Below are 20,043 nucleotides of genomic sequence, written 5' to 3' on the forward strand. Positions count from 1 at the left end.
CTGTGGATCATCGCCGTCCGCCGAACAGCGCGCGCGTCGCGCCGCCGATCGTCGCCTGATCGAATTTCAGCCGCATCGTGACGTACGGTCCCTGCCGCGTGTACCGGTCGTCCTCGAAATCGCGGTCGCGGTAGCCCGACACGTTGTAGCCCGCGCTGATCCACGTGTTCTGCGCAGGCGACACGCCGACCGACGGCCCGCCGCTCCACGACCATGCACCGCGCGACCAGGCATGCTGCGCCGATCCGCTGACGCCGACATCGAACCGCGTGCCCATATCGTGGCGCAGTTCGAACCCGGTGACGTCGATATAGCCGTCATAGGTGTCGTCGGCGAACCGCCCCGCGACGTATTTCGCGCCGTAATACAGCGTCGCCTCGGTGCCATGGCCGAGCCCTTCGGGGCCGGTGCGATAGTTCACCGCGAGGTTGTTGATGATCCGCGACGTCACCTGCTGGCCGCCGCCATAGGCCGGCACGCCAAGTGCGTTGGAGTCCGAGAACCCCGCATCCGCGCTTTCGTGACGCAGTTCGAGCCGTTCGAGCAGCGACCAGCGGCTGTCGAGCGGCCGGAAGGCGAGCGCGACGTCGGCGGTGGCATAGGTCGCGACAGCACCGCTCCGGTCGGTGATCGTGTACGCCTTGATGCTCGACGCGAGCGTCTTGCCCTGCCCCAGCGTGCGCAGGAAATTGGTGGTCAGCCCCCAGCGATCGCCGCTGTCGGCGTTGCGATATTCGAGCCGGCCGTTCACCGACCAGCGCGCCTGGCGATAGGTCGCGCCGAGCGTCACCGCGGCATAATCGCCATTGGTCTGGTCCTGCCCGACATAGCCGCCCGAGGTGACCGGCTGGAACGCGTTGACGACTGCCCCCTCGGGAATCGCGCCCTTGAGCGTGTTGCTGGCGTCGAGCGTCCCGTCGACCGTCCAGTTCTTGCCGAGCGGCACCGACTGGCTGAGCCCATATTGCGCGTAGGTCCGCGCGCCATTCTCGCCAATCGCCTGCTGGTTGAGCGTGCTCATCAACTTGGCGCCGGTCCAGGGCGCGACGTCGACGCCGAACTGCTTGGTATGCGCGACATAGCCGTCGCCATTGGCGATCTCATACCCGCCGATCAGGCGGATGCCGGGCTTGATCCGGTAGGCGAGCTGAATCTGGTGGCGAACCGGGAAGTCGACGCTGTCGGCATCGCCACCGGGCGCGAACTGCGTCTGCCCGGTCAGCGTCACCTTGTCGTCGAACAGCAGCTGCGTGCCGCCGAGCGTGAGCAACCGGCTGTCACGGTCCTTGCCGTCGACACCGCGATCCGCCGCATATTGCCCGCCGACGAAGATCGTACCCGTGTCGCGGCGATATTCGATCCGAACGTCGCCTGCGGTCCGGTTACCCGCGCTGGCGAGCTGCTGCTGGTGCCACACGAGACCCGTCACGCTGATCCGGTCGGTCAGCCGCAACCGGCCGTCGAGCCCGAATTTGCGCGTGCCCGCCTCGACCAGATTCTGCTGGCCGACGCCGAAGGATGAATCCTGCTGGCGCGCATAGGCGAGCAGGTCGAGCTTGGTCCCGTGATGATCGACTTCGGCGAGATACGCCAAGCCCTGCCCGAGCCCGCTGCGCCCGCCCTTGGCGATCTCGCCGCGCAATTCGGTGCCCGCGCCGACGCGCGCCTTGATGTCGGCGCCGAGGACGGTCGCGTTGGTGCCTGCGGTCTCGTCGCGGATCGCGGCGACGCCGACCTCGACACGGCCCTTGGCCAGCTTGGTCGCGACGCGCGCGGCGGCCGCCAGCTTGGCCGAACGGCCACCCTCGACCTCGTAATCCGCGACGATGAAGACCGGATTCAGATTGCTGTCGCGGCTGAGGATCGGCTGGCGGAAGCGGACCGTGCCCATGCCTGTGTCGATGTCGTAGTCGATGTGGCGGGTGAGCTGCGTCGTCGCGACGATCAGCTCGGAGCGGAACCGGTCACGCGTCTCCAGCCGCAGCTTGTCGCTGTTGGGGACGATGTTACGCCCCGACAGGCGATACGGACCGCTCAGGCCGTTGCCCTGGATCTCGTCGCGCGAATACAGCGTGTCGGTATTCGCCGCGAACCCGGTCGCGCGCACCCGCTTGCCTTCATAGGCGGTCTTCACGCCGTTGAGCGTACGGTTGTAGCGGGTCAGCTGCGCGTCGGTGAAGCCGGTCTCGAAGTCGCCGAACAGCGCGTAGAATTCGCGACGCTCGAGCCGCAGGTACAGCTTGCGCCGGGTTGCGGCGTCATAGCCCTGGCGTGAGCCGTCGCCATAGACGGTGTAGTAGCGATCGGGGTCGATCGTGCCGAGCAGACCCCGGTCCGGATCGTATTTGCGGTCGCTGTCATAGGCGATCGTCGCCAGCCACGACCCCTTGACGCGGCCCTTGGCGTAGAAGGCGAGCTGGCCGTCGGTGACGACGCTGTTCCGCTGCGCGCGCGGCAGGCCCGATTGGCGCTTGCTGAGCATGTCGTAGCCGATCGAGCCCGCGCCGAACCCGACCACGACCCAGTCCTTTGCAGACGCGGCGAGCCAGGCGCGAACCTCGTTGCGGTGGACGACCTTGTCTTCGGTCAGCGAGACGATCGCGTGGACTGCGCCCGCCTGGGTCGTCGGCTGTAGCGCGATGAAGGCCAGCCCGTCATCGCCGACCACCTGCGCGGTCGTCGAGGACCGTTCGCGACCGGCAAGCTGGCGGCCCTGTTCGAGCTCGGCCTCGACCGCGGCGGTATAGGGCTGGTCGACGGTGAACGGGACGAGCGTACCGGCGCGGACCGGACGGCCGGTCTTGTCGGTGACGCGCACCGCGATCAGCGGGCGGGTGAGGCCATCGGCGACGAGCCGGCTGCTGGCCGTATCGACCACCGCGCGGACGCCCGCACCCGCATAATAGACGCTGCGGTCGATCGTCTTGACGACGCTGCCGTCCGCGGCGAGCACGCGCGCCTGGAGGCGATTGTCGCCATCGATCAACGGGATGCCCGTCCAGCGCGAGACCGCGATCTCGGTCCCGTCGCGCATGTCGGTGCCGTCGAACGCGAGCGGCTCGACCGGCTTGCCGTTGATCGTGAGCGCGACACGCTGGCCGGGCATGTGCTTGACGACCGCACGGACGATCGGTGCGCGCGGGTTGTGGTCCGCGGCGGGGAACAGCCAGTCGATTCCGGGAGTCTGGCCGGCACCCAGCCAGTCGCGGCTGCCCGCGGCGGTGGCGTCGTCGACGATCGCGACCGGCAGCGCGGCGTCCGCAGCGGCGGCCTTGCCGGTGGGCTTAAGCTGGAAGTCGACGCGCTTGAGCAGGCCGCCATCGCCCTCGACGAAGCGCGAGATCGGGCTGTTCGCCTGGCGCGTGTCGATGTCGCAGGCGACCGGTTCGTGCGTCGCGGGGATGCTCGACGTATCGATCTGGACGACGTGACGCCCGGCGCGGACGCCCTCGAAATGGTACAGCCCGTCCCGATCGGTCGAGACGAATGTGCCGTCCTCCATCAGCAGGCGGATTCCGGACACGCCCTTGCGCTTGTCGACCGGATCGCCGCAATTCCCCTCGGTCACGCGGCCGATGATCGTCATCGCGTCGGTGAACAGCAGCGGGCGCAGGCGCACCGATGCCGCCGCCTCGTTGCTGGCGACGCTGCCCGGCCCGATGACGCGCGCGCGATTGAGCGCTTCGCCGGTGGGAGCGCCGGGGGCGATGCTGACGACGTATTTCAGCTCGGTCGTGGCCCCCGCGGCGAGCACGGGGATCACGAAATCGAGCGTGCGGCCGTCGCTCGACACGGTCGGCTCGTCACCACCGCGGACGGAATTGCGCTCGTAGCGCAACCCTCTCGGCAGCGTGTCGGCGACGCGGAGTCCGCGCGCGGGGACCGAATCGCGGTTGGTGATGCGCAGCAGATACTGGACGAAATCCCCCGGCGCCGCCTCGCGGACGGAGGCGATCTTGGTCAGCAGCAGCGCGCCGCTGCCGGGGGCGTCGAGCGGGATGTCCGCCGAAAATGGCTCGGGCGTCGACAGCGTGAATATCTCGCCGAAACTGGCGCCCTTGAGGATGAACGCGGCGCCCTTCGGGTCCCTGAGCGCCGCCAGCGCCGCGCGATCGGCGGTCGAGGGCGCGACATAGGTGCCGGGCGGCACGACCTTCACCGCATAGCGGCCGGGTGTGGTCAGCGGAAAGCGATAGCGCCCGGTTTCGCCGGGATAGACTCGCCCGCTGGCATCGGTGACGCTCTCGCCCGTCACCATCGTCGAGGGATAGCGGCTGATACCGTCGTCGCCGAACACGATGGCGGGCTGGCCGGCCTCGTCGACCAGCGACACGGTCGCGCCGTCGACCAGCGCGCCGGTACGCGAATCGAAGGTATAGCCGGCGGGATCGATCAGGATCGACGCGGTCGAGCCGAAGCTGAAATCGTCCTCGGTGAAGCTGAGCGTGATCTTGGCGCCGCGCGTCCGCACTTCGCAGGGTTCGAGTTCGGGATATCGGACGGTTTCGGTCGAGGGAACGCCGCCCGCGAAGATGCCGCTGTCGGGCGTGGTCTCGGTCAGCGTCAGCATGACCTTGTTCTCGCCGATATCGGCGGTGATCATCGACGTTTCACGGACCGCGGGATCCCGGTTGCCGGCCTGGTTGTCGAGCACCAGGATCATGTCCGCCTTGACGTCGAGCGCCGCGACCCGCGGCGCCGCCGCGAAGGTGGCCCCGTCGATCGGCGCGGGGGTGAAGGCATAGGTCGGGGCGGTCTGACACTTTGCCCCGGTGAACGCGTAATTGGGCGGTGCGAGACGGAAGGAGAGCGTCGTCGGACGCTTGCCGCGGTTCACGTCGAGCGAAACCGTGTTGGACGCGACGGTCCGGGTGCCAGAGTCGCTGGCCGCGTCGTCGAACGACAGCGTTGCGGTATTCTGGACACGGACGGTTTGCGCCGTCGCCGGGACCACACCAAGGGCGGGGCCGAGCAACAGCGTCGGAATGAGGGCGCACAGGCGCAAGAGGCGACGGGAGCTGGACATAAGTTCCCCTTTCCCGGCACGCGTCGCCACGCGCCGGGATCGGTCGTTCCTTGTTCGCGAGGGGTGGGATTTAGTTGATGGTGACCCGGAAGGTCGCCGCGACCGACGTACCGCCGAGCAGCGTCGGGATCGTCGCATTCACCGTTTTCGTGTTCGCATTGTACGAACCGGTGAAGTTGAGCACCGGCACGGTGATCGTTCCATCGTCCGCCAGCGGCACGCCGCCGACGATCCCCGTCAGCAGGCACGTCTGGCCGAGCGCGAGCGCGCCGATCGCGATCGAGTTGGCGACATAGGTGGTGTTGGCCGGGATGACGTCGCTCAACGTGACGTTGGACGCCGGAGTGCCGACCGTGCCGTTGTTGACGATCAGGCAATATTGCACGACCGCGCCCGGGATCGCCTTTGGCGCGATGGCCAGGTTGATCGGATCGGTCAGCACCAGCTGCGACTTGGCGACGGTCAAGGCGACGTTGCGCGTGGTGATCTCATAGCCGAGCGACGCGCGGCCCTGTCCGTTGAGCGCGACGTCGAGACCGAGACCGTCCGAATCATTGTCGGCAAAGACCACGTCGACGACCGTGTCGTTGTTCGCGCCGACGCTGACCGCCAGCGGCAGCCCCTGCGCCGCCGCATCGCCACCCGCCGCGACCTGTACGATCAGCGTGACGCCGGCCAGGACATTGGCCTGGTTGTTGGGTATGTCGGCGACGATGAACACGATCGCCGATAGGTCGGCCCCCAGTTCGTTGATGTACGACGCGGTATCGACACCGGCGTCATAGGTGCCGTTGCCGTTCGAATCGACGAAAATCTTGATGTTCTCCACGTCGAAATTGTCGCCGGCGAACAGGTTCTGGATCGGCAGCTGAGTCGGCGAGAGCAGGAAATCCTGCGTGCCGTTGGTGTTGTTGGTCACCTTGAACGTCGTCACCGCCGCGGTCTGGCCGATCGAGACGGGCGTGTTGGCGGGCTGGTTGGCGGTCACGGTCAGGTTGACCTTGCGATCGACCACGAAGTTGACCGCGTTCGACGTCGCCGATTGCTGGACGCCGTTGACCGAATAGCTGGCCTGCGCAGTGTTGGTGACCGTCGTGCCGGCCGCGGTGCCCGCGGGCCCCGGTGCCTGCGCCTGTGCGCTCGCCGTACCGGTCGCGATTCCGATCGCCACGACGGCGGCCGTACCGGCCATCAGCGTGCGAATTACCCCTTTTGCATGCATGTCTAAATCTACCTCTTACGTGGTTGGTGTGGGTGGTGTGGTGGTGGTGGGAGACGCGATCATTTGAGCACGGCCTGGAACGCGAATTGACCTTGCGAACCGGCCGCCAACGGGCTTGCGAGGCGCCACCGGACGCTGGTGACATCGTTCGGGCTCGCCGCGCGCGTGCTGCCGTCGAGGCTGCGGACGCGGAGGGTTTCGAGCGAACCGAAAGTCTTGCCGTCGACCGACACGTCGGGCGCGGGCGACCCTGGATTGGCCGAGCGATATGCGACCTGCCGCGGCAACGGGTTGTCGAGCACCACGTTGCCCAGCGGCTGCGATCCCGTATTGCGGTAGCTGACCACGAAGATCACCTTGTCGCCCGGCGTCACCTTCGACGGCTTCACCAGCGCGATCCGCGTGGTGCCGTCGGCCGCGGCGGCGCGCGCCTCGACCAGGATGCTGCTGGTCACCTGCAGCGGCCCCGCCGCGGCGGAAGCGACCGCCGCGGTGGCCACCAGGACGGCGGCAATCATCGGACGCGTAATCATGACTTTGCTCCTCATTGGATCTTTGTTTTGAACTGGACGACGTGGACCGACGCGGCCGCGACCTGCCCCAGCGCGACGGCTATGCCCGGGCCCTGGGCAGTGCCGCCGGCGGCGTCGAAGCGGCCCGCATCGTCATCGGCGGCGTCGCTGAGCGGTGCGCCGTCGAGGGTGAGGCTGCCGGGGACGAAGGCGGTGCCGGCCGGGATCGGATCGGCGATCCGCGCGCCGCTGACCGCATCGGTGAAGCGCGCCTCGAGCGTGTAGGTGATGACCGAATCGCGCACTGCGGTCTGCGATCCGTCGGTCGCGCGGACCGACTGCGACTTGACCAGCGCGGGGCCGGCAATCGCGCTAATCAGCGGAACGACGACGCTGGCGCTGGCCCCGGTCGGCCCGACGACCGCGTCACCGCCACCGTCGCCAAGTCCTGCATAGGCAGTACCGGGCGCGCCCGATCCGGTCAGCGCGCGCGCGGTGACGGTCAGCGTGGCATCCGCCGCGGGGCGCTCCGCCGTGCCGGCAAGGATTGCGAACACGGTGATCGACCGGCCCGGAACCAGCGGCGGCACCGTCGCGTCGACCAGCGCCGTATCGACCGCGGGATCATAGCGTCCGTCGCCATCGGCATCGATCGCCAGCCCCCGCAGCGTGATTGCCGGGGACGACAGCCGCGTTTCGAGGATGAAGGATTCGGTGCCGTTGTCGGCATTGGTCAACACGAACGGGACGATCGTCGGCGCCGCGGGCGATGGCGCAACGACGACCGCCCCTTGCCCTTCGCGGACCAGCCGGGTGTCGAGGCGCTCGGCCACGATCAGCGTGACCGTGTTCGACGCGACGGAGCGCGACGCGCCCTCCAGATCGTAGCGGAGATTGGCGGTGTTGAGGATCGGCGTTCCCGCCAGCGTCTCCGCACAGACTATAGACGGGCGAACCGCAAAGGCGAAGACGCTCGCCGCCATGACGATCGCTACCGGCGCGGCGACGTCGGCGCATGTCCGGCGTGCTCTGTCACGGACCTTCAAGACGACGTCTGAACGCAATGTGCCCCCCACTTGTTGTTGGGGAACAAATCGAGCATTCGAGCTTAATCAAATGCTACAAAATCGTAACGGTATGTTTTAGTAGCAAAAATTGCAGATTTGATACTAAACCGGTTATAGTAGCTTCGTAACTAACATTTGATCCGGTTTGCCATGCGACCGCCATTGCCGCGACATCGCCGGTCGAAACCAAACTTACCCCAAAATGAACTGATCAGCGGATGAACAGCGCCCGGAGATAGCCGCGCATCGCCTGCTCGCCATCATAGCTGAGCGAGATTTCGACACGCCGCCGATCGGCCGGATCGATCACGCGGTCGATGAGCCGCAGCTTGTGCAGATGCTCGATCCAGCGCTGCGACGTGGTCACCGGCGCGTCGGACATGCTGACCAGCGCCTTGATGTTCATCGGCTGGCGTTCGTCGCGCGACACGAACAGCGCGAGCATCATGTCCCAGGCCGGTTCGTGGAACAGCTCGGCCGGCAGGAATCGGCGACGCAGCCGGCGTTCGGCAAGCACGGCCTGCGCCTGTTCGACCAGATCGGTTTCGCTGGGTTCGGTACCGGTCGGCGCCGGATCGGCAGCATGGGCGACGCGGCCGTTGAATTCTTCCGCAACCGCCGAAAGCTTGGCGGTCAGGTCCTTGATCAAATCCACTACCGACTCGTTCTTCACCAATCACTCCCTCTGTCCGTCTCCAACGCGATACGCGGTCTCCGGCTCCAGCTCACCGGACCGCTCGCACCGCCATTGTTTCACCTGTCCGGGACAGCGTACTTACTGCCAATTCCCTACTCACAAATCGGTGCACAGCATGACAGGATTGTCACCGTTTACCATGTAAAAATGCAGCATTCCTGAGATAACCCCGAAATGCTGAGTAAGAATTGCGCTTAAAACGGCAATTATCACCCATTCCGGTTTCATTTACTTTGTTACCCAAACCCATTATGGGTTATTTTGTATTGATTTTGCGCAATCCCGGCGTTTGTCGCCATTCAATACTATGGTATACTTTTCTCAGGTCGCTACGACGCCGGGCGAGATCATGTCTATTGAGCGGCGTCAGCTTGAAGGGGGACCAGGGATGGCCGCGTCACGAATTTATGCGTTGCTGCAAGAGGCGTGCGCCGCACTGGAAACCTCGGACGATCACGCGATCGCCGCCTATGTCGGGTTCGCCATGTCGCTGGTCGAGGAGAAATACGGGGTCGGACACGATCATCTCGAAAGCGTCAGCCGCGACTGACGCTGCCGTCGCGCGTCGCAGGCGCTCGTCGCAGGGGCGGCAGGGGCAGGCGCTGGAGAGACCGCGACGACCGACGGCCGCGGGCCCTCCACGGATACCGGAACATCCAGATTTTAGCGCAGCATGCGGATTGTCGGCCGCGGCAACGTCTATATGCATCGGCTATGCGTTAAGCAGTCGACTCGCGTGTCATCGCACGCGGACGAAAGGACGTTGTGCCCGCTTCCATGCCTGTTCCCCTGCCCAGCCCCTCCCCAGCCGCTCCGCCCGCTTATCTCAACGCCGTGGGGACGGCGGTTCCCGATCACGACATCCACGCCGCATTCATCGCCTGGGCGCGCGCGCGAACCGATTCGCGATCGACCAAGGTCTTCGACCGGATGGCGTCGCGGTCGGGGATCGCGCATCGCTGGTCGGTGTTGCCGCCGACCGCGGCCGGCGGGTCGCCGGTCGACGATGCCGGCTTCTACGCGACCGAGCCGCATCCGGGGACGGCGGCACGGATGACGCTCTATGCCGAGCACGCACCCGACCTGGCGATTCGCGCGATCGCGGCGCTGCGCGACAGAATCGCGATCGATGGCATCACGCATCTGGTGGTCGCGAGCTGCACCGGATTCGTCGCCCCCGGCATCGACCAGATCATTGCACGCAGGCTCGAACTGTCCTCCAGCGTCGAGCGGCTGCTGATCGGGTTCATGGGCTGCTATGCCGCGATCGTCGCGCTGCGCAGCGCACGGCACATCGTCCGGTCCGAGCCCAGCGCGCGCGTGCTGGTGGTGACAGTCGAGCTCTCCACGCTGCACCTGCAACCCGCCAACGATATTGAGGCGCTGCTGGCGATGCTGCAATTCGGCGATGGCGCCGCCGCCGCGCTAGTGACCGCGGATACAGCCGGGTTCGCGCTCGAGGCGCCGTTCGCGGCGTCGCTGCCGGATAGCGAGACGCTGATCCGCTGGGACGTCACCGATGCGGGCTTTGCGATGCATCTGTCGGGCGAAGTGCCCGGACGGATCGCCGCCGCGCTGTCCGACGCGGCGTTCCGCACGGTCGTCAGCGATGGCCGGCCGCCCGAATCGATCGACGGCTGGGCCGTGCATGCCGGCGGCCGGTCGATCCTCGACGCGGTCGAGCATGCGATGTACCTGAACCCCGATGCGCTGGCGGCGTCGCGCCGGGTGCTCGCGGACAATGGCAACATGTCGTCGGCGACGCTGATGTTCGTGTTCGAGGCGCTGCTCAAGGGCCCTCCGGTCAACCACGGCGTCGCGCTGGCGTTCGGGCCGGGGCTGGCCGCGGAGGGCTTCGGGTTCCGAAGCGCGCCATGACGCTCGCCACGCGCAGCCAGGCCGAGGAGCTGATGGACGCGGACGATCTCGACGCCGCGACCTATGCCGATGTGGTCGGCGATCTGGCGAGCGTGAACACCGTCACGTTGGCGCGCCGCCCGACGCTCGATTTCCTCGCGCGGGCAACCGCGGGGCGCAAGACCTTCCGGCTGCTCGACGTGGGCTTTGGCGATGGCGACATGCTGCGTCGGATCGCGCGCTGGGCCGCCGCGCGCGGCATCGAGGCGGAGCTGGTCGGGGTCGATCTCAACCCGCGAAGCGAACAGGCGGCGCGCGCGCATGGCGGCGATATCCGCTACGTCACGGGCGACTATGCCGACCTTGCCGACGAGCCGTGGGACGTCATCGTCAGCAGCCTCGTCGCGCACCACATGACCCGCAATCAGCTCGTGGCGTTCCTGCGCTTCATGGAGCGGCATGCGAGCGCGGGATGGTTCGTCAACGACCTGCACCGCCACGGTTTTGCGCATTGGGGCTTCCCGATCCTCGCGACGGTGGCGCGCTGGCACCCGATCGTCCGGCATGACGGCACGCTGTCGATCGCGCGCAGCTATCGCCCCGACGAATGGCCGCCGATCCTTTCCGATGCCGGTATTTCCACCGCGACCGTCCGCCGCGTCTTTCCGTTCCGGTTATGCGTCGAACGCCTGCGCTGATCGTCGGCGGCGGGCTCGCCGGGGCCGCGACCGCGATTCAGCTCGCGCGCGCGGGCCTGCCGCATCTGCTCGTCGAGCGATCGCGCGAGACCGGCGATGCGATCTGCGGCGGGTTCCTGAGCTGGCGCACGCTGGAGACGCTGGCGGGGCTCGGCATCGATCCCGATATGCTCAACCCCACCCGCGTGACCCGCGCGCGCATCTATGCCGGGACGCGGCGCGCGGATGCCGCGCTGCCGCATGCTGCGGTGTCGGTCACGCGCCGCCGCCTCGACAGCGTCATGCTGGCGCACGCCGCGCGGCTCGGCACGCCGATCGAGCGCGGCGTCGCCGTGCGCGAGATTGACGGCCTGACGGTACGCACCGCCGATGGCGCCACCTTCGCCCCCGACGCGCTGTTCCTCGCGAGCGGCAAGCAGGACGTGCGCGGCATGGCGCGGCCCGAGACTGCGCGCGGTATCGATCCGACGCTGGGGCTGCGGGTCCGGATCGCGCCCTCCCCCACGCTGCGCCGCGCGCTCGACGGCGGTATCGAATTGCACCTGTTCGATCGCGGCTATGCAGGGCTAGCCTTGCAGGAGGACGGTACCGCGAACCTGTGCCTCGCGGTGCATCGCTCGCGCTTGCAGGCGGCCGGATCGCCCGCGCAGCTGCTGGCGGTGCTGGGGCGCGACATGCCCGCGCTCGGCGAATGGGTCGCGTTGATCGACGGACGTGCGTCGATCGATGCGATCGCCAACGTCCCCTATGGCTGGCGGCAACGCGCGGGCGTCGATGCGCTGTTCCGGCTCGGCGACCAGGCCGGAGTCATCCCGTCGCTCGCGGGGGAAGGAATGGGCATCGCGCTCGCCAGCGGGGTCGCCGCCGCCCAGGCCTATGTCCGCAGCGGGCCCGGATCCGCCGAACGGTGGCAGGAGGATTTCGCGCGTCGCCTCGCCCGCCCGATCGGGATCGCCGGCGCCGTCCGGCAGGTGGCGGAGAGCAGGCGCGCGGCGTGGCTGCTCCCGCTTTTGCGCCCTGGCTTGATCCAGATCATCGCCAATGCAACGCGGATCGGCCAGACCTGACCTTCGCCCTCCCGGCATCTTGAAATCCGTCCCGCCAGCACGAGATTCAAACCCATGGATCAGCTCAATCTTTCCGAAGCCGAGTGGCGCAAGCGACTCACCCCCGAACAATATCACGTGCTGCGCGAGGCGGGCACCGAACGCGCATTTGCCGGCGCGCTCAACGACAACAAGGCCGATGGCATCTACCGGTGCGCGGCGTGCTCGAACGAACTGTTCGACAGCGCGGACAAATATGATTCGGGCTCGGGCTGGCCGAGCTTCACGCAGCCGATCGGCCCCGATGCGGTCACCGATCACGCGGATCGCAGCCATGGCATGACGCGGATCGAGACGCGGTGCGCGCGCTGCGACAGCCATATGGGGCATGTCTTCCCCGACGGCCCGCCACCGACCGGGCAGCGTTACTGCATGAATTCGCTGTCGCTCGAATTCCGGCCGCGCAAAGCAAACGCCGCGGCTTGATCCCGCTTGTAGGGCGGGGGCATAGCGCGTAATTCCGCGAGCTACATGGCTCGTACGCGTTCTGCTTCCCCGTCCCGTCGGCCCCCCACTCCACCGGCGTCACGCTGGCGGCGGCGGCTGGTCGTCACCCTGCAGCTCTGTATCGGGATCGCGGTGCTCGCACTTGGTGCGCTGGCGATCGCGGTCTATGTTGCGATGTCGCAGCTGCCGAGCTTTGACAGCCTGAAATCCTCGCCGAACGGCCAGATGATCCGAGTCCACGCCGCCGACGGCACCGTGATCGTGTCGATGGGGCCGAGCTTTGGCGAATGGCTGCCCTATAGCCAGATCCCCCAGGTGATGCGCGACGCGACCGTCTCGGTCGAGGATCGCCGGTTCCGCTCGCATATCGGCATCGACCCGGTCGGCGTCGCGCGGTCGGTGAAGGTGCGCTATGATCGCGGCCACTGGACGCAAGGTGGATCGACGATCACGCAGCAGCTTGCGCGCACCGTCTTCCTCAACAACCAGAAGAAGTTCGGCCGCAAGTTCCGCGAGGGCATCCTGGCATTCGCGCTGGAGTGGAAGTTCACCAAGGACCAGATCCTCGAACTGTATCTGAACAAGGTCTATTATGGCGGCGGCGCGTACGGAATCGACGCGGCGAGCCGCAAATTCTTCGGCCATGGCGCGGATCATCTGAGCCTGGCCGAGGCCGCGGTCATCGCCGGCCTCGTCAAGGCGCCGTCCAACTACTCGCCGACCGCCGATGCGGAGGCCGCGATGGGCCGCGCGGGCGTGGTGCTGGAGACGATGCGCGAGACGGGGGCGATCACCGCGTCGCAGGCGGCCGATGCCGATATATCGGGCCTCAAGCTCGCGCCCGAGCCCAAGCAGAACAGCGTCCGCTACTTCACCGACTGGGCGTTGCCGCAGCTCGATACGCTGATCGACGAGACCACCGAGCCGCTGGAAGTCTGGACGACGCTCGACCTGACGATGCAGCGCCAGGCGGACGAGGCGATCCGCGCCAATGCGCCACCGGGCGCACAGGGCGCACTGGTCGCGCTCGATCGCGGCGGCGAAGTGCGCGCGATGGTCGGCGGCAAGGATTACGTCTCGTCGATCTACAACCGCGCGACGCAGGCGGTCCGCCAGCCGGGCTCGTCGTTCAAGCTGTTCGTGTACCTCGCCGCGCTCGAAGCGGGCCACAAGCCTGCGGATTCGATCGTCGACGAGCCCGTGACGATCAGCGGCTGGAGCCCGCGCAACGATTCCAGGCGTAATTCCGGCGCCGTCTCGCTGCGCACCGCCTTCGCCTATTCGCTCAACACCGTGGCCGCCAAGCTTGGCCAGGAGGTCGGCTTCACCACGGTGGCGGACATGGCGCGCCGGTTCGGGATCACGACGCCGGTCAACACGCATCCGTCGATGGTGCTCGGCACCTCGGAAGTGCGCGTGATCGACATGACGCGTGCCTTCGCCTCGGTCGCCAACAAGGGCGTCGCGGTCACGCCCTATGGGATCACGCGCGTGACCGCCAATGGCCAAACGATCTACACGCATGAGGTCGACCGCAGCCATGTGCTCGTCGCGCCCTATGTCGCCGCGGAGATGACCGACCTGCTGCAGACCGCGGTCAATACCGGCACCGGTCGTGCCGCGCAGATCGGCCGCCCCGTCGCGGGCAAGACGGGGACGACCAGCGCATCGAAGGACGGCTGGTTCCTGGGCTTCTCCAGCGGCATCACCACCGGCGTGTGGATGGGTCGCGACGATGCCAGGCCGATCGCCGGGCTGCACGGCGGCACCGCGCCGGCCAAGGCCTGGGCGGCGTTCATGAAGCCCGCGACCGCCAGCCGTCCGATCGAACAGTTCGATACGCAGGTGACGTTGCCCGAATGGCAACTCGAACCCGACGAGGAGAGCTATTTCGGCCAGCCCGACAATGGCCAGATGGCGGTCGATGCGGATGGCAACCCGATCGCGCAGGACGGCGTGCCCGTTCCGACAGACGCACAGACCGGCGACACGCTGGCGCGGCCCGATGCGGATCAGCCCGAGACTCCGGCGCCGCCCGCGGTCCCGCCGCAGCAGATGAACCAGGATTGGATCGACCGTGTCACCGGGCGCGAACGGCGCGAGCCGTCACCCGCGGGGCGGCAGCCACTCCAGCGCGACGTGCCGCGCGACCAGGTTCAGACGCAGCGCTTCCAGAGCGACCGGGATCAGGAAGACCGCCCGAACCAGTGAAGCCCCGCGCCGTGCGTGCGTAGCCAGACGCGCGCGGGTGTGGGGTCTTCGCCATAGAGCTGCTCCACCAGCGCGTGGAACACCGGCGCGTGGTTCATGTGGACGCGGTGTGCGACTTCGTGCGCGACGGTCGCCCTGCGGACCCAGCTCGGCGCCAGGATCAGCCGCCAGCTATAGCGGATGACCCCGCTCGAGGCGCAGCTGCCCCAGCGGCCCTTGGCGTCGCCGACCGCGACCTGCGCGACGCTGACCTTGGCCTTGGCGGCATATTCGGCGGTTTCGGTTTCCAGGACGGCCAGCGCCGCGCGTTTCAGCCAGGCCTCGACGCGACGGGAAATCGTTTCGGGCGGCCCCGACAGCGACAGGACCGCGCCATCGCGTACCACCGTCCGGCGGCTGCCCGGCTCCCATGCAATCGTCAGCGCCTCGTCGGCGACGGTCAGCACCGCACCGGGCTCGAACGGGCGGGGCAGGGGCAGCAACGCGCGCTGTTCGGCGATCCAGTCCGCCTTGTCCTCCGCCCAGGCCAGCGCCTGCTTCAACGCCGCCCGCTTGGGCAGCACGAGCCGCGCGCGGCCGCTTGCGGGATCGATCGACAGACGCGCGCAACGGGCGCGGGGGTGACGGACGATCTCCAGACCCTCGATCATCGTGCGCGCTCCGGCTTACAGTTCGCGGTCGATCACGTGATATTCCAGCTCGCCCGCCTCGTCCTCGCTGACGGTCCAGCCGCGCACGGACTGCTTGGCGCGGTGAACCGCCTCGCGGTCGCCGCAGACCAGGTAATGCCATTCGGGCAACTGCTCGCCCGCCGCGCGCAGGCGATAGGCGCAGGTCGAGGGCAGCCAGTCGATCCCGTGGACGTTGCCGGTCGTCAACCGTACGCATTCGGGCACATAGGCGTGCCGGTGCCGGTAATCGGAACATTGCCCGCTGCGGCGGTCGAGCAGGCGGCACGAGACATTGGTCGCAACGAGCTCGCCGGTCTCCTCATCCTCGAGCTTGTGGATGCAGCATTTGCCGCAGCCGTCGCACAGGGCCTCCCATTGGCCGCGATCGAGTTGCTCGATCGGCGTATTTTCCCAGAAGCGTGCGCTCACCGGGCCCAGCGCTTGATCTCTGTCGCCACGGCATCGGGCCCTTTTTCCTGCGGCAGCAAAGCAAGGGGCTTGCCGTCCGGGTCCATCAGATAGGCCTGGCGGGAGTGGTTTACGAGGTAGCCGCCGCCAGGGGACGCATCGCCCTTGCTCGAATAGACCGCATAGTCGGTCTTGATCCGGGCAATCTGCGCGTCGGTGCCGGTCAGCCCGACCATGCGCGGGTGGAAGGCCGAGACGAACTGTTTGAGCACCGCGGGCGTATCACGTGCCGGATCGACCGTCACGAACACCGGGACGATCTTCGCCGCCAGTACAGGGTCGCTCGACTCGAGCGTTTTCACTGCGGCGCCGATCGCCTGGACATCCGTCGGACACACATCGGGACAGAAGGTGTAGCCGAAATACATGATCCGGTATTTGCCGGCGAAACTCCGCTCGGTGACGGCCTGGCCATTCTGGTCCGTCAGCGCGAAGGCCCCGCCGATCCGGGCGCCTTCTAGCGGGGGTTTTGCGGACGGTGCCGGCGCATTGCACGCCGACACGCCAAGCGCACCGACAAGGGCGAGCGCACCGAAAGGGATGAAACGCATGGTCATGATGCCGCCAGCCTTGATCTGTTCGCTACCGCGGCGCAAGCGTCGGCCTATATCCAGGACGAACCAAGGAAGTCTCTCGATGCGTATTCGCCTGATGCTCGCCGCCGCCATCCTCACGCCGGCGCTGGGCGTCGCCACGCCGTCCTTCGCGCAGGGCCAGTCGGAGGGATACAAGTTCCTGTCCGCGGTGCGCGATGCCAAGAACAACGACGTGCTCGAGATGCTCGGCCGCCCGGGCAGCAACATCATCAACACGCGCGACGTCACCAGCGGCGAGGGCGCGCTCCACATCGTCATCAAGCGCAGCGACGAGGTGTATCTGCGGTTCCTGTTGCAGAAGGGCGCCGATGCGAACCTGCGCGACGGCAAGGGCAACACCCCGTTGCTGCTCGCGGTGACGCTGGGGCAAACGGGGATGATCCCGATCCTGACCGCCGCGGGCGCGAACCCGAACCTTGCCAACTCGGCGGGCGAAACCCCGCTGATCCGCGCGGTGCAGCGTCGCGACGTCGGCATGATCCGGGTGTTGCTGACGGAGGGCGCCGATCCCGACCAGGCGGACATCATGGCGGGCATGTCTGCGCGCGACTATGCCAAGCAGGACGGCCGCAACCCGGTCGTGACCAAGCTGCTCGCCGATGCGCCGAAGAAGGTGAAGAAGGCGGTCTCGGGGCCGAAGTTCTGAACGGGCACTCGCCACGAATCCCTCATCCGTCATCCTGACGAAAGTCAGGATCCAGAGTAACGGGACGCATGCCTAACACCTCTGGATCCTGACTTTCGTCAGGATGACGGGCGTGCTCAGAACGCCAACCCGTCCGCATCCGGGTCCATCTGCGCGATCAGCCGCCGTGCGGCGCGCCGCGCAAAGGCCAGCGTCCCCCGTTTGCGGACATGCGCGGGCAGGGGGGTGGTATGCGCCTCGCGCACGATCGCCGCGTCGTAGCGGTCCGCGACGATGATCCCGGTGCGCTCGGGCAGGAACACCGGGCCGTGCAGCGGCGCGGTGTCGAATCCCGCGGGCACCGCCCAGAAATACCGGTCGCAATGGGCGAGATAATCGGGCCACTTCCCGTCGCCGAGCAGGTCCGCGCGCGAAACCTTGATCTCGACAATCACGATCTGCCCGCGCGCATCGACCGCCATGAGGTCGGCACGACGACCGCCATCGAGCGGTACTTCGGTCATCGCTACAAGGTCGTGGCGCAGCAACATCCGGATCACGCCGCGCGCCACGTCGGCGGCGCACATCATGGCATCGGGGGGTGATCCCGGTTTGTCGATGCAGGAGTCCGGTGGCATGTCGAGCATGGGCCGGAAATAGAACAATCCGCGAACGAGGCAAGCTCATTCACGGATTGTGGTAACGCTAGTGGCGACGGATCGCCCGAGAGTGCGACGCGCTCAGCGATAGAAGACGTGGTTGCCGATCGAAGCGACCTTGACCGCGCGAACCGAAGGACGGCGATCGGCGGTGTTGAAGTACAGCGCCTTCTCGGCAGGGCTGTTCCAGGCGTCGGCGAGTGCGACCTTGGCGACCGCGATCGCGGTGCGATAGGCGGTGCCGGCGTTGATCGTGGGGATCTGGCCACCGCGGACGAAGCTGAACTGGCCGCGCTGCTTGACGACGGCACAGACGTCGGCGGGGAAACGACCCGACTTGGCGCGGTTGATGATGACTTCGGCGACGGCGAGCTGGCCCGTCAGCGGCTCACCCTTGGATTCGAAATAGATCGCGCCGGCAAGGCACTGGAGCGCATCGTCGGCGGCGGCGCTGTCCTGCGCGGCGACGGCCTGGGCGAGCGTGTCGAATTCTTCGGCTTCGGCCGTGGCAGCGTTCGGGGCGACAGGCTCGACGGTAGCAACGGGCGTTGCGACTGGAGCGATCTGCGGAACATTCTGCGGGGAGAGGGCGTTTAGATTGGCAAGAGCAGTGAGATTGGTGGTCGAGCGATCGAGACCGGTTGCCTTGCCGGGAGCGCTGTTGCCGAGCAGGCCGGCGAGAGAGAAGGTCATGACTGCGATTGTCGCAGCCCGCTGAAGAATCGTCATTCAAACTTATTCAGATGCGGTTGAACCACGAAAGCGATCGTACAAGCCAATCGTCCGAGCATCCCCCCGACTGCGTAACTGATCCGGATCGCACCCGTCCCAGCACAACGCCAATCAATGTTGCAATCCCCCTCTATTGGGGGGGCTTTCGAGTCAATCGTCGAGGATCGTTTCAGCGGCGAACCGTTCCGCCGCTGCGATGTCCACCTCGACGACCCATAGATCCGGGTCGCGCGCGCGTCGCCGCCGCCAATAGCCGTCGGGGTCTTCGGCCGGAGTCGAGTCGATCATCACGGTCCGTCCATCGGGCCCGAGTCCGCGTTCGAGCAGGCGGGGAGGGGCCCCTTTATCGACCGCGATGACCAGAATCGCGCCCCCCTGAGCGTCGCCTTTCGCCATCACCGCGCCAAAGCCGCCGGCGTCATTGACTCGGCGAAGGAGGGCGCTGACGAGCACGCCGCTGGGCAGCCGCCCGCTCATGCCGGGGCGCGATATCCAGGCAGGCCGGCAAGCGCGATCCGCGAGCGCATGAACGTGCCCGTGCCGCGCGCAGCCTCCTCGCCATCCGCATCGATCAGCCGTGCATCCGCGACGAACACGCGCCGTTTGCCGCTGATCCAGCGTCCCTCGGCGATCACCGGTCCGACCTTCAGCGGTCGCGTGAGCAGAAGGTTGAACGCGGTCGTCAGCAGGAAACGATCGGTGACGAGGCTGTTCGATGCGTAGAACGCCGCATCGTCGAGCATCTTGAAATAGCTCGTCCCATGCGCGGCACCGCCTGCGTGATAATGGCGTTCGTCTATCGTGAAATGGATTCGCGCGACGCCGGCTTCGGGAATTTTGAGCGAGGATTCGAAGAAGCGATTGATCGGCGCCTGCGCGTAGAGCGATTCCAGCGCACGAAAATGCGCCTCTGCGCCAGCCGATTCAGGCGGCATCGCGCACCTCGTCTGCGGTGAACAGCGCGTAGAGCGCATCGGGCGAGGCAGCCCCGCGCAGTTTTTCGAGAAACGCCTTGTCGCGCAGTCGCCGCGAGACGCGCGCGAGCGCCTTCAGATGGACCGCCCCCGCATCGGTAGGGGAGAGCAGCATGAAGACGAGATCGACCGGCAGATCGTCGACCGCCTGGAAATCCACCGGCTGCGCCAGTCGGACAAAGACGCCGGTCACCTGCGCGAGCCCGTCCAGCTTGGCATGCGGGATCGCGACGCCGCCGCCGAACCCGGTCGAGCCGAGCTTCTCGCGTGCGGTCAGTCGCTCGTTGATCGTCTTGACGTCCGCATCGACGGTTTCGGCGGCCATCGTCGCGATATGCTGGAACACCGCTTTCTTCGTCGCGGCGACAACGCCCGTCTGCACTGCGTCGGGACGCAACATATCACTGAAATCGGTCATGCTGTACATTGTCTCAAGGCGCCCCCGCGCACGTCCGCCTTAGCGGGTTGCACGGGG

General features: G+C 67.1%; 20 protein-coding genes. 7 read left to right on the top strand and 13 right to left on the bottom strand.

The window, feature by feature from the left end:
• Nucleotides 1-7: 7 nt before the first annotated feature.
• The 5 genes from EV283_RS06735 to EV283_RS06755 all read right to left on the bottom strand — a co-directional run bounded on the left by EV283_RS06735 (nucleotide 8) and on the right by EV283_RS06755 (nucleotide 8,500).
• Entirely contained in the window at nucleotides 8-5,026 is a 5,019-nt protein-coding gene (locus EV283_RS06735) for a DUF11 domain-containing protein (RefSeq protein ID WP_130323641.1), read from the bottom strand.
• Nucleotides 5,027-5,096: 70 nt separating this feature from the next.
• Nucleotides 5,097-6,218, bottom strand: coding sequence for a hypothetical protein (locus tag EV283_RS06740; RefSeq protein WP_242615818.1), 1,122 nt, complete (start codon nucleotides 6,216-6,218; stop codon nucleotides 5,097-5,099).
• 89 nt (nucleotides 6,219-6,307) lie between these two features.
• A complete protein-coding gene (locus tag EV283_RS06745) occupies nucleotides 6,308-6,781 on the bottom strand; it encodes a DUF11 domain-containing protein (RefSeq protein WP_130323645.1) in 474 nt (157 codons plus the stop codon).
• Between the two features lie 11 nt (nucleotides 6,782-6,792).
• Complete coding sequence (locus EV283_RS06750; RefSeq protein WP_130323647.1) at nucleotides 6,793-7,806, bottom strand: hypothetical protein; 1,014 nt, start codon at nucleotides 7,804-7,806, stop codon at nucleotides 6,793-6,795.
• Nucleotides 7,807-8,038: 232 nt separating this feature from the next.
• Nucleotides 8,039-8,500, bottom strand: a complete 462-nt coding sequence (locus EV283_RS06755) for a hypothetical protein (RefSeq protein ID WP_130323649.1) — start codon at nucleotides 8,498-8,500, stop codon at nucleotides 8,039-8,041.
• A gap of 412 nt (nucleotides 8,501-8,912) precedes the next feature.
• Here EV283_RS06755 and EV283_RS19090 point away from each other — a divergent pair, with 412 nt between their 5' ends.
• The 6 genes from EV283_RS19090 to EV283_RS06780 all read left to right on the top strand — a co-directional run bounded on the left by EV283_RS19090 (nucleotide 8,913) and on the right by EV283_RS06780 (nucleotide 14,843).
• Nucleotides 8,913-9,074, top strand: a complete 162-nt coding sequence (locus tag EV283_RS19090) for a hypothetical protein (protein ID WP_156359735.1) — start codon at nucleotides 8,913-8,915, stop codon at nucleotides 9,072-9,074.
• Nucleotides 9,075-9,301: 227 nt separating this feature from the next.
• Complete coding sequence (locus EV283_RS06760) at nucleotides 9,302-10,402, top strand: type III polyketide synthase (RefSeq protein ID WP_130323651.1); 1,101 nt, start codon at nucleotides 9,302-9,304, stop codon at nucleotides 10,400-10,402.
• Nucleotides 10,399-11,079 (top strand): methyltransferase domain-containing protein, encoded by a 681-nt coding sequence (locus tag EV283_RS06765; protein WP_130323653.1) that lies wholly within the window; start codon nucleotides 10,399-10,401, stop codon nucleotides 11,077-11,079. Before EV283_RS06760 ends, EV283_RS06765 begins: the two co-directional genes overlap by 4 nt.
• The gene (locus EV283_RS06770) at nucleotides 11,058-12,146 is read left to right on the top strand and encodes an FAD-dependent monooxygenase (RefSeq protein ID WP_130323655.1); all 1,089 of its coding nucleotides are present in this window, start codon (nucleotides 11,058-11,060) and stop codon (nucleotides 12,144-12,146) included. Before EV283_RS06765 ends, EV283_RS06770 begins: the two co-directional genes overlap by 22 nt.
• 54 nt (nucleotides 12,147-12,200) lie before the next feature.
• Nucleotides 12,201-12,611 carry a peptide-methionine (R)-S-oxide reductase MsrB gene (msrB, locus tag EV283_RS06775; RefSeq protein ID WP_056419196.1) on the top strand — a complete coding sequence of 137 codons (411 nt, stop codon included), beginning with the start codon at nucleotides 12,201-12,203 and terminating at the stop codon, nucleotides 12,609-12,611.
• Nucleotides 12,612-12,656: 45 nt separating this feature from the next.
• Complete coding sequence (locus EV283_RS06780) at nucleotides 12,657-14,843, top strand: PBP1A family penicillin-binding protein (protein WP_130323657.1); 2,187 nt, start codon at nucleotides 12,657-12,659, stop codon at nucleotides 14,841-14,843.
• Here the strand turns inward: EV283_RS06780 and EV283_RS06785 are convergent.
• From EV283_RS06785 to EV283_RS06795, 3 genes are read right to left on the bottom strand one after another with little or no spacing between them, the layout of a single operon-like run.
• A complete protein-coding gene (locus EV283_RS06785; protein ID WP_130323659.1) occupies nucleotides 14,819-15,493 on the bottom strand; it encodes a SprT family zinc-dependent metalloprotease in 675 nt (224 codons plus the stop codon). The genes EV283_RS06780 and EV283_RS06785 overlap by 25 nt on opposite strands.
• 15 nt (nucleotides 15,494-15,508) lie before the next feature.
• Nucleotides 15,509-15,952, bottom strand: a complete 444-nt coding sequence (locus EV283_RS06790; protein WP_130323661.1) for a YcgN family cysteine cluster protein — start codon at nucleotides 15,950-15,952, stop codon at nucleotides 15,509-15,511.
• Nucleotides 15,940-16,533: an SCO family protein gene (locus EV283_RS06795; protein ID WP_130324013.1), complete on the bottom strand. Its 594-nt coding sequence runs from the start codon at nucleotides 16,531-16,533 to the stop codon at nucleotides 15,940-15,942. Before EV283_RS06795 ends, EV283_RS06790 begins: the two co-directional genes overlap by 13 nt.
• An 85-nt stretch (nucleotides 16,534-16,618) precedes the next feature.
• Between EV283_RS06795 and EV283_RS06800 the strand changes: the two genes are divergently transcribed.
• The gene (locus tag EV283_RS06800; protein WP_107956383.1) at nucleotides 16,619-17,224 is read left to right on the top strand and encodes an ankyrin repeat domain-containing protein; all 606 of its coding nucleotides are present in this window, start codon (nucleotides 16,619-16,621) and stop codon (nucleotides 17,222-17,224) included.
• Between the two features lie 116 nt (nucleotides 17,225-17,340).
• Here EV283_RS06800 and EV283_RS06805 read toward each other — a convergent pair whose 3' ends face one another.
• The 5 genes from EV283_RS06805 to EV283_RS06825 all read right to left on the bottom strand — a co-directional run bounded on the left by EV283_RS06805 (nucleotide 17,341) and on the right by EV283_RS06825 (nucleotide 19,986).
• On the bottom strand, nucleotides 17,341-17,850 hold the full coding sequence (locus tag EV283_RS06805; protein WP_130323663.1) for an MmcB family DNA repair protein: 510 nt from the start codon (nucleotides 17,848-17,850) through the stop codon (nucleotides 17,341-17,343).
• Nucleotides 17,851-17,943: 93 nt separating this feature from the next.
• The gene (locus EV283_RS06810; RefSeq protein WP_242615819.1) at nucleotides 17,944-18,555 is read right to left on the bottom strand and encodes a cell wall hydrolase; all 612 of its coding nucleotides are present in this window, start codon (nucleotides 18,553-18,555) and stop codon (nucleotides 17,944-17,946) included.
• A gap of 189 nt (nucleotides 18,556-18,744) precedes the next feature.
• Nucleotides 18,745-19,071 carry a DUF1491 family protein gene (locus EV283_RS06815; RefSeq protein ID WP_130323667.1) on the bottom strand — a complete coding sequence of 109 codons (327 nt, stop codon included), beginning with the start codon at nucleotides 19,069-19,071 and terminating at the stop codon, nucleotides 18,745-18,747.
• Entirely contained in the window at nucleotides 19,068-19,529 is a 462-nt protein-coding gene (locus EV283_RS06820; protein WP_130323669.1) for a PaaI family thioesterase, read from the bottom strand. Before EV283_RS06820 ends, EV283_RS06815 begins: the two co-directional genes overlap by 4 nt.
• Nucleotides 19,519-19,986, bottom strand: coding sequence for a PTS sugar transporter subunit IIA (locus EV283_RS06825; RefSeq protein WP_130323671.1), 468 nt, complete (start codon nucleotides 19,984-19,986; stop codon nucleotides 19,519-19,521). Before EV283_RS06825 ends, EV283_RS06820 begins: the two co-directional genes overlap by 11 nt.
• Nucleotides 19,987-20,043: the final 57 nt, after the last annotated feature.

It is taken from the genome of Sphingomonas sp. BK036 (genome assembly GCF_004216825.1).
Lineage (GTDB): Bacteria > Pseudomonadota > Alphaproteobacteria > Sphingomonadales > Sphingomonadaceae > Sphingomonas.